The 9,943-nt window shown below is 72.1% G+C and carries 7 protein-coding genes; 3 read left to right on the top strand and 4 right to left on the bottom strand.

All coding sequences use genetic code 11. The features are described 5' to 3' along the window. Nucleotides 1-187 precede the first annotated feature (187 nt). From AC559T_RS24535 to AC559T_RS24525, 3 genes are all read right to left on the bottom strand, one after another. On the bottom strand, nt 188-736 hold the full coding sequence (locus AC559T_RS24535) for a helix-turn-helix transcriptional regulator (RefSeq protein ID WP_020458713.1): 549 nt from the start codon (nt 734-736) through the stop codon (nt 188-190). A 241-nt stretch (nt 737-977) separates the two neighbouring features. Then, complete coding sequence (locus AC559T_RS24530; RefSeq protein ID WP_071066011.1) at nt 978-1,940, bottom strand: electron transfer flavoprotein subunit alpha/FixB family protein; 963 nt, start codon at nt 1,938-1,940, stop codon at nt 978-980. A gap of 14 nt (nt 1,941-1,954) precedes the next feature. Then, nucleotides 1,955-2,740: an electron transfer flavoprotein subunit beta/FixA family protein gene (locus AC559T_RS24525; protein ID WP_041253713.1), complete on the bottom strand. Its 786-nt coding sequence runs from the start codon at nt 2,738-2,740 to the stop codon at nt 1,955-1,957. Between the two features lie 556 nt (nt 2,741-3,296). Between AC559T_RS24525 and AC559T_RS24520 the strand changes: the two genes are divergently transcribed. Both AC559T_RS24520 and AC559T_RS24515 read left to right on the top strand, forming a co-directional pair. Beyond that, nucleotides 3,297-5,018 carry an NsdA family TPR-like regulatory protein gene (locus AC559T_RS24520; RefSeq protein ID WP_420497695.1) on the top strand — a complete coding sequence of 574 codons (1,722 nt, stop codon included), beginning with the start codon at nt 3,297-3,299 and terminating at the stop codon, nt 5,016-5,018. A gap of 28 nt (nt 5,019-5,046) precedes the next feature. Next, nucleotides 5,047-6,261 (top strand): endonuclease/exonuclease/phosphatase family protein, encoded by a 1,215-nt coding sequence (locus AC559T_RS24515; RefSeq protein ID WP_235014518.1) that lies wholly within the window; start codon nt 5,047-5,049, stop codon nt 6,259-6,261. Nucleotides 6,262-6,367: 106 nt separating this feature from the next. Here AC559T_RS24515 and AC559T_RS24510 read toward each other — a convergent pair whose 3' ends face one another. Continuing rightward, nucleotides 6,368-7,144, bottom strand: a complete 777-nt coding sequence (locus tag AC559T_RS24510) for an enoyl-CoA hydratase/isomerase family protein (protein ID WP_071066009.1) — start codon at nt 7,142-7,144, stop codon at nt 6,368-6,370. 405 nt (nt 7,145-7,549) lie between these two features. Between AC559T_RS24510 and glgX the strand changes: the two genes are divergently transcribed. Continuing rightward, nucleotides 7,550-9,922 carry a glycogen debranching protein GlgX gene (gene glgX, locus AC559T_RS24505; protein WP_498870226.1) on the top strand — a complete coding sequence of 791 codons (2,373 nt, stop codon included), beginning with the start codon at nt 7,550-7,552 and terminating at the stop codon, nt 9,920-9,922. The last annotated feature ends 21 nt before the right edge of the window (nt 9,923-9,943 follow it).

The following is a 9,943-nucleotide window of genomic DNA, read 5'->3' as shown; positions in this document are numbered from 1 at the left end:
TTGCCTCCCGGCGTCGCCGCTTCAGGACTGCTACCCCATATCGAGCGCCCCGACACCCGTGCCCACGGGGAACATCCGTGGCCGGGTATCGCACGCTTCGACGTCCATGGCCGGGTATCGGTGTTCTCGCGGTTGCCTGCTGCGCCCAGGTGGCTTCCGATGCGCCCGAGAGCTGCCGGCTCGCGTTTCAGGGCCGTGGACGTCCGCCCGCCGCCTCGGAGCGCTCGGCCGCCCACCGTGCCCAGCCGGCCAGGGCCTCGTACAGCCGCGCTCCGCCCTCGATCGCCAGGCGCAGCGACCGGTTCTGTGGGGTGTCGGGGAAGTCGCCGCGGTCGGTGGCCTGCGCGTAGGCGCGGTACCGGCCGGCCGCCGACGCGAAGAACTCGGCCTCGCGCACCAGGTGCTGGTTGAGGTCCGCCGGTTCCATGAGCCAGAAGAAGAACGACCGCAGCAGCGACTGGAGCCGCATGGTGTGGTCGACCTCCGACGGCTCACGCAGCCAGCGCCTGATCTCGTCCAGGCCGGAGTCGGTGATCCGGTAGGCCTTGCGGCCGCGGGGGCCCTCGCTGTCGATCTCGATCAGGCCGTCGCCGGCGAGCCGGCTCAGCTCCCCGTAGATCTGCGGGTGCCCGGCCGGCCAGACGGCGCCCAGCACCTGCTCGAATCGCCTCGTGAGGTCGTAGCCACTGGCCGGACCCTCCGCGAGCAGCCCCAGCAACCCGTGACGTAGCGACACTCAGACACCTCCCGCTCCCAGTTCGACACCGAGCGTAACCGTCGGTGGCGCGGACTGCCCCTGCTCAGGAGCCGGGGGCGGCGGGACCGGGAGAGGCTTCGGCCGGGAGACGACCTCAGCGCCCCGGGAACGGCGACGGCCGGGTGCGGCCCTCCGGACAGAGAGGGAACGCACCCGGCCGTCCTGCGCCCGGTCGGGACGGCCCGGTCGCGGGCCGTCCCGGATGGAGCGGCTCGGCTGGTCAGCCGGCCTTGTGCTTCTGGATCTCCTCGGTGAGCTGCGGGACGACGTTGAACAGGTCACCGACCAGTCCGTAGTCCGCGAACTCGAAGATCGGGGCCTCGGGGTCCTTGTTGACCGCCACGATCGTCTTCGAGGTCTGCATGCCGGCCCGGTGCTGGATGGCGCCGGAGATCCCGACCGCGATGTACAGCTGGGGCGACACCGTCTTACCGGTCTGGCCGACCTGGTTCTGGTGCGGGTACCAGCCGGCGTCGGTCGCGGCGCGCGAGGCGCCGACGGCCGCGCCGAGGGTGTCGGCCAGCTTCTCGACCAGCGCGAAGTGCTCGGCGGCACCCAGGCCACGGCCGCCGGAGACGACGACCTGGGCCTCGGTGAGGTCCGGACGGCCGGACTTCGCCTCGACGACGCGGTCCACGATCTTCGCGCCCTTCGCGGCGTCGGAGATCGCGATGTCGACCGGGGTCTCCACCGGGGTCGTCGGCGCGGCCTCGGGTGCGGTCGAGTTCGGCCGGACGACGACGATCGGGGTGCCCTTGGTGACCTTCGAGTTGACGATCGTCGAACCGCCGAAGATGCCCTGGGTGGCCGTCAGGTCGGAGGTGAGCGCGGTGGCGTCCCAGATCAGGCCGGAATCCGTGCGGGCGGCCGTGCGGGCCGCGACCTCACGGGAGTCCGGCGTGGCCGCGGCCAGGACGGCTGCGGGCGAGACGTCCGCGACCAGCTTCGACAGGACCTCGGCCGCCGGCGCCCCGATGTAGTCGGCGACGTCTTCGGACTCGACCAGGTAGACCTTGGCCGCGCCGTACTGGGCCAGGTACTCCTTCGCCTTGGCGTAGCTGCCCGGGCCGCCGAGGAACACCGCCGACGGCTCGCCGATCGTGCGGGCCAGCGTCAGCAGCTCGGCCGTGACCTTCTTCGGCTCGCCATCGCTGTGCTCGACGAGTACAAGAACTTCAGCCATCGAACAACAACCCCTCAGATGAGCTTCTGGGCCGCGAGGAACGCAGCGACCTTCGCGCCGCCATCGCCCTCGTCCTTGACGATGGTGCCGCTCTGGCGCGGCGGTGCCGGCTGCGCGTCGACAACCGTGGACGTCGCCCCGGCGAGGCCAACCGAGCCCGCGTCGAGACCGGCGTCGGCGGCCGAGAGCTTGGTCAGCGGCTTCTTCTTGGCCGCCATGATGCCCTTGAACGAGGGGTAACGCGGCTGGTTGATCTTCTCGACCACGCCCACGACGGCCGGCAGGGTCGCCTCGACGAGCGCGTAGCCGTTGTCGGCGAGGCGCTCGACGGAGACCTTGTTCGCGCCCGGGTCGACCGTGACCTTGCGGGCCTGCGTGAGCTGCGGCAGACCGAGACGCTCCGCGAGGAGGGCGCCCATGACGCCGCCTCGGGCGTCGGAGGCCTCCGAGGAGGTGATGATCAGGTCCGGCGAGAGCGTGGAGATCACCTTCGCCAGCGCGGCGGAGGTGGCGAGGGCGTCGGAGCCGTGCAGCGACTCGTCGGTCAGGTGCACCGCCTTGTCGGCGCCCATCGAGAGAGCCTTGCGGATCGTCTCGACGGCCTTCTCCGGCCCCATCGTGACGACCGTCACCTCGCCGCCATGGGCTTCCTTGATCTTCAGGGCCTCTTCGACCCCGTACTCGTCCATCTCGTTCATGACGTTGTCGACGCTCTTACGGTCGACCGTCTTGTCCGAGGCGTCGAGCTTCTTCTCCGCCCAGGTATCGGGAACCTGCTTGACGGTAACCACGATGTTCACGCCTTGGGGCCTCCGTAGCCAGCAATATCGATGTCGGTCCTCCACGCATCGTCGCATCTGACGCCCTGACATGCCCGATGATCGGCGCCGTGATGCAGGCCGCAATCCGCCCGCTCCGGGCATGCCAGCCCGGCGGTGACGGACATCCGGGAGACATCATCCGGACACAACGGCGCCGGCCGGCGCAGCCTCGACCGGCGTATCGCGACACGGCCGCCCACCCACGGCGACGGCCACCGACCGCGCGCGGCGGCGGGACGGGTAACGCCCACCGGGCGCGTCCGCGGGCGGACCGATCTAACGGATCGGCCATCGACGCCGCCCGGCACCGCCGCGACAGCGGCCTGGTTTGCCATGATGTCTCCCACTTCGACCGCCCCTACCGCAAGAGGCCCGGGTCCCACCATGACCGTGCATTCCGGCCCACTACTGCACACCCTCTTCCTGAATGTGTGACCAATCGGCTACTTTCTGCCCCATGAGGTAGCCGAGGGCCTGGTAAAGGCCCATCCGGCCACATCGAGCAGACGGGGGTCCGATGGTCGCGGAAGAACTCATGGTGGCTGGGCCGCCCCTGGCCCTGTCGGGCCCGATCCGGCCGGGCCGCCTGTCGGCCCGTATCTCCCCGGACCACACCTCCCCGGAGATCATCCCGCCGGACCGCATCTCGACAGCGCAGTCCGCCGCCGACATCCCGGGCACGCACATCCCGGCCACCCAGCTCCCGAACAACCAGGTCCCGGCGCCGTCGATGGCATCCACCGGGCGCGCCAGGCCGACGGCGAAGGCTGCCGCGGGCAAGGCCGCCGGCGGAACGTCCACCGGCGCGGGTGGCGCTGGCGGCGCCAGCAGCACCCGCGCAGGCGGCACCAGGGGTGCCGGTACCAGCCCCGACACCGGCGAATCCGGCACGCCGACCCTGTTCTCCCGCCTGCTCGCCGAGGCCAACGTCTCCGACACCCGCTTCGCACGTCAGGTCAACAACCGCGCCCGATCCCAGCGCCGCATCGAGCTCGGCCTGGCCCGGACGACCGTCGGGCACTGGCGCCGCGGCATGCGGCCCCGGGACCCGATGGTCGCCGAGCTGGCCGCGGCCGAACTCTCCGCCCTCGTCGGCTACCCGGTGACCCCCGCCGACCTCAGCTGGCGGGGCGAAGCCAGTGAACGCGACGACCTCGGCCTCGCCGTCGCGGACATCCCCGACGACACCCTGCGGACGCTCGCTGGACTTTCGGGACGAGACATGCGGCGACGTGACGTCCTACATGACGGGGCGGCCTTCGTCGCCACCGCCTTCGCCGACCCCGTGCTGTCCAGCCTCACCGGCATGATCCGCCGGATCAGCGCGGACGTCCCGTCCTCCCCGTCCGGCGGAGCGATGATCCGGGACATGACCGAGACGTTCCGCCGCCTGGACGCCCGGTTCGGCAGCAGTGAGATCCGCCCCCAGGTCGTGACGTTCCTGCACGACCGGACGCGGGCGGCCGTGGCAGGACCGGCCGACACCGACACCTTCGGCGCCCTCGCAGAGCTGGCCCAGTTCAGCGGCTGGCTCGCCCAGGACTGCAACCGCCAGGCACTGGCCCAGCGCTACTACATCCAGGCACTCACGCTGGCCGAGCACGCCGACGACGTCATGATGGCCGGCCGGGTACTGTCCGCGATGAGCGACCAGTCCGCGGCCCTGGGGCACAACCGGCACAGTCTGTCCCTGGCGCGCGCGGCGATCGACCGGTCCGCCCGGCAGTCCGCGCCGGCCGTGCAGGCGATGCTGCAGGACAAGCTGGCGTGGGCCCTCGCCCGCAACGGCGACGAGGCCGGCTGCATGCGTGCCCTGGACGCGCTGGAGCGCACGATCTCCCGCGAGCCCGGCGACGCCCCGTCCTGGGCCGGGCACTACAACATCGGCGACGTGGCCGAGTGTCAGGGCCACTGCTTCCTCCTGCTGGGCCGGGCGGAGATGGCCGAGAAGCGGCTGCTGGAGGCACGTGACCTGCAGGGTCCGGCGCGGGCCCGGACCCGCGCGTACGCAGAGGCGGACCTGGCGCTGTCCTACCTGAAACGCCCGCGCCCCGAGCTCGAGGCGGCCCTCGAAGCCGGGTACCGGGCGGTTGAGGTGGCCGGTCCGGTGTCCTCCACCCGGATCGTCAACAAACTCGCCGAGCTGGACCGGACGATCGCCGGCTTCTCGAAAGCCGTCGCGGCCCGTGAGTGGCGCTCACGCGCCGCTGGTCTCGTGCGACCTTCCCCGCAGCGGCCGGAACCCGCCGTCGGCTGACCGGCGTGGACCGGGCACCCTATGTCCGGTGAGCCCCGCGAAGGGCATCGGCCGCCGCATCGGCCGACGCGCCCCCACCTCCAGCAACGGCACCAACATCGGCGGAGCTACCGACAGCGGCGGAAGCCGCGGAGGTGACGGCGGTGGGAGCGGCGGCGGCAACGGCGGAAGCGGAAGCGGCGGGGGTGACGTCGGTGCCGGGACGGGCACGGGCATCGGCGCGGGCGACATCCCGGCGATCCCGTCCGACCCGCCCGGCCGGGCAGGCGGGACGCATCCGCCGGCCCGGATCGCCCTGGTGCTCGCCGCCTGGGTCGTCACGGTGGCGCTCGCCGTCATCGCCGCGGTGCGCCTCGTCCACCTCGACGACGCGTTCGCCTGGCCGTTCGCCTCGTTCAACGCGCTGACACCGCTGCTGTACCTGCCGGTCTACGCGGCGCTCGCGATCGGCTTCGCGCTGCGGCGCAACCTGCTCATGATCTTCTGTGCGCTGCTCGTAGTCGCCCACCTGGTCTGGGCGCTGCCCGAGGTCCTCCCCGGCGACGCCGACGACGTCCCGCAGGGCTCGGCCCGGCTGCGGGTGATGAGCGCGAACCTGCTCTACTCCAACACCGAGGCCGGCCGGCTGGGCCGGCAGATCGAGGCCGCCGACCCCGACGTCCTGGTGCTGGTCGAGCTCTCGCCGCTGACGTTGGCGGACGTCCAGGCGTCAGGTGCACTGAAGGAGTACCGGTACTCCGAGGTCCACCCGCAGGACGGCGCGTTCGGCTCGGCGGTGTTCTCCCGCTTCCCGCTGTCGGACACGGCGGCACCCGAGGTGGCCGGCAGCATGTCACTGCGCACGACGGTGCGGGTCGACGAGCGCCGCTCCTTCGTCATGTACGCGGTACACACGATCTCGCCGACCAGCGGGGACTACGCGAAACGGTGGCGCGCCCAACTCGACCACCTCCGCGAGGACGTCGAGACGTCGAAACTGCCGGTCGTGCTCGCCGGCGACTTCAACGCCACCCGCGACCACCGTCCGCTGCGCCGGCTGCTCTCCGCCGGTGTGCGCGACGCCCACGACGTCCTCGGCGCCGGTTGGACACCGACCTGGAACGCGAAAACGGTCGCGTTCCCACCGGTGCTGCGGATCGACCACGTCCTCGCGTCACCGGCCTTCGCGGTCACCGGCTACCAGGTCGGCTCCGAGTTCGGCAGCGACCACAAGCCGGTGACCGCCGACCTGGCCCTACGCTGACCAACCCGGCCCCGGGCCTGCACTGACCGAGCCGGGCCGAGCCTCGCGCCGGCCGGCCCGGACCGCAGACCGAGCCGGGGCCGATGTCGGGTGCTGCGACGGCTAGCTAGCGGCCGACGAAGTCGGCCTTGCCCGGGCCGCGCTCGATGAACGAGTCCATGCCGTGGCGGCGGTCCTCGGTACCGAACAGGCCGATGAACAGCGCCGACTCCAACCGCAGCGCCTCGGAGAGCGCGAGGTCGCCGCCGTCGTCGATCGCCTGCTTCGCCGCGGCCAGTGCCAGGGCGGGCCCCGTGACGAAGCGACCCGCCATCCGCAGGGCCTCGGCGTACACCTCATCGGCCGGGACGACCTTGTCGGCCAGCCCGATCGCCTCCGCCTCGGCGGCCCGCACCTGCCGGCCGCTGAAGACGAGATCCTTGGCCCGGGCCGGCCCGACGAGCCGCGGCAGGCGCTGCGTGCCACCGGCGCCCGGGATCACACCGAGGGTGATCTCGGGCAGCCCGACCTTCGCGTTCTCGGCGAAGACCCGGAAGTCGGCACACAGCGCGAGCTCCAGGCCGCCGCCGAGGGCATAGCCCGTGACGGCCGCGACGACCGGCTTCGGGATACGCGCCACCAGGTCGAAGGCCGCGGCCAGATCGCGGACCCAGCCGGTGATGCCAGCGACGTCCAGCCCCGCCATCTCCTTGATGTCCGCCCCGGCGGCGAACACCTTCTCGCCGCCGTAGATGACAACGGCCCGGACGTCCGCCCGGGCGGTGGCCTCGAGGGCGGCGGCGCGCAGCTCAGCGGCAAGCGCCGCGTTGAGCGCGTTCATCGGCGGCCGGTCCAGCCTGATCGTCCCGACACCGTCGGAGACCTCGAGCCGCACGACCGCCATCGCCAAACCTCCGCATCGTCGCGAAACCATGAATCCTCATCACGATTCCGCGCATCCGTGAGCCACCCGCCCGCCGGAGACTCCCCCGCCGGGCCGCAGCCAACACTAGACGAGTAGGCCTCCACGTTCAGGCCGCCAACAACCACCCCAAGACCACACTCAGCCCACACCCTTCCCCGGCGAGAGCCTGCCCGAGGCACACAAGCTCCCCCAGGCGCCGAAGGCCCTGAAGCCGGGCCGGGACCACGCCAGATGGGGCACCTCGGGCCCGGGTGGGGGCCGACAGGGTCCGGGCGTCGGCCAACTGGGTGCGCCGCGGGAGGGGAAGTGACGCCGGTCACTTGGGATGGGTGGAGGTGAGAGTTCGGGGGACCACCGGATGATGTGGCGGTTAGCGTCGTTCCCATGATCCGCCCCGGCTCGGCCACCCCGCTCGGCGTGTGGTGGGACGGCGAGGGAGTCAACGTCGCCGTCGTGGCGCCCGGTGCCGACGCGGTGGATTTCTGTGTGTTCGACGGCCAGAACGGCTCGGGCGGCCAGAACGGCTCGGGCGCCACCGGCCGCACCGACCTCGGCACCGACCCGGCCCGCGGAACGGACGGTGGCGCGGAGACCACTTCAGGTGGTGAGACGCGGTACCGGCTTCCCGAACGGGACGGCGGTGTCTGGCACGGTTACATCCCCGGGGTGGGCCCGGGGCAGGCCTACGGCCTGCGGGCTCATGGGCCGTACGCGCCCGGGCGCGGCGAGCGGTACAACCCGGCGAAGCTGCTGCTCGACCCCTATGCGCGCCGGGTCACGGGAAGCTTCGTGCCCCATCCGGCGGTGCACGGGTATGTGGCCGGCGATCCCTACGGGCAGGACCCCGACGACCGGGACTCGGCACCGTATGTGCCAAAGGGCGTCGTGACCGGACCCGTCACGCGGCCTCCCGCGGGATCCGTCACGGGGTCTGCCGCCGGGTCCGTGACGGGGCCGGACCCGGCCGCGAACAGGCCGCGGACGGCCTGGGCCGACACGATCCTGTACGAGCTGCATGTCCGGGGCTTCACCATGCTTCACCCGGGGGTGCCCGAGCGGCTGCGCGGGACCTACGCCGGCCTGGCGCATCCGGCGGTCGTCGACCACCTGCTGCGGATCGGTGTCACCGCGGTCGAGCTGCTGCCCGTCCACGCGCACATCTCCGAGACGACGCTGCTGGAGAACGGCCGATCCAACTACTGGGGCTACAACACGCTGGCGTTCTTCGCCCCGCACCCCGGCTACGCGGCCACGGACGACCCCGTCGCCGAGTTTCGCGCCATGGTCGCCGTGCTGCACGACGCGGGTATCGAGGTGTTGCTCGACGTCGTCTACAACCACACCGCCGAGGGCAGCGAGCGCGGGCCGACACTGAGCCTGCGCGGCCTGGACAACATCGCCTACTACCGCGTCGAACCCACCGACCCGCGCCGCTACCGCGATGTCACCGGCTGCGGGAACACCGTCGACGCCACGTCGCCGCACGTCGTGCGCCTGATCTGCGACTCGCTGCGGTACTGGGTGTCCGAGATGGGGGTGGACGGGTTCCGCTTCGACCTGGCGACGGCGCTCGCGCGGTCACCGGACGGGTTCGAGCCGGCCGCGCCGCTGCTGACCGCGATCCAGGCCGACCCGCTGCTGTCCTCGGTCAAGCTGATCGCCGAGCCGTGGGACCTCGGCTGGGGCGGGTACCAGGTCGGCGCGTTCCCGGCGCCGTGGGCCGAGTGGAACGGCCGGTTCCGCGACACCCTGCGTGACATCTTCAGCGACCGCACCGGCAGCGTGGCGGATCTCGGGTACCGGATCACCGGCTCGTCCGACATCTACGAGCATTCGGGACGCCGGCCCTGGGCCTCGGTCAACTTCGTCACCGCGCACGACGGTTTCCCCCTCGCCGACCTGGTCTCGTACAACGAGAAGCACAACGAGGCCAACGGGGAGGGCAACCGGGACGGGGAGTCGGAGAACCGGTCGTCGAACCACGGCGCCGAGGGACCGACGGACGACCCGAAGATCCTCACGAACCGCCGCCGGGCCCGCCGGGCCCTGATCAGCACGTTGCTGCTGTCGGCCGGTGTGCCGATGCTGCTCGCCGGCGACGAGCTGGGACGTTCGCAGGGCGGCAACAACAACGCCTACTGCCAGGACAACGCGGTCTCCTGGCTCGCCTGGCCGAACGGAACGGCAGGAACCCCCGAGGCCGGTGGGCCCGGCGAGGTGCCGGCCGGCGAGGTGCCGGCCGCGGATCCGGCAGGTCCCGATCCGGCGCTGGTCACGCTGGTGGGCGGGCTGAGCAGACTGCGACGGGCCGCGCCGGTGCTGCGGCGGCAGCGGTTCTTCCGCGGTGGCGCGCCGACCCCGCAGCGGCTGCCCGACATCACCTGGTTCCGGCAGGACGGCGCGGTGATGTCGGCCGCGGACTGGAACGCCCCGCAGGTGGCGATCCTGGTGGCGCACCTGGCCGGGGAGGGCATCGAGTGGACCGACGCCGCGGGCACGCCGATCACCGGGGAGAGCCTGCTGCTGGTCATCCATCCTGAGGGCGAGGACCGGACGGTCGTGCTCCCCGGGGCGCCCTGGGCGACCTGGTACGACCTGCTGCTCGACACCGCCGCGGACGACCTCGCCGGGTTCCCGGACACGATCACCGAGCCCCGCCGGACGCTGGCGGCCGGCGCGCAACTCGACGTGGCCGGACGAACAGTCCTCATCCTGCGGGCCCTCGGCGGCTCCGATTGCAGTGTGGCGGCCGAGTGAGTCCACGATGACACTCGGCCA

The organism is Frankia sp. Hr75.2 (assembly GCF_949319125.1).
GTDB lineage: Bacteria > Actinomycetota > Actinomycetes > Frankiales > Frankiaceae > Parafrankia > Parafrankia soli.
This window is presented reverse-complemented; position numbering and strand designations above follow the sequence as displayed.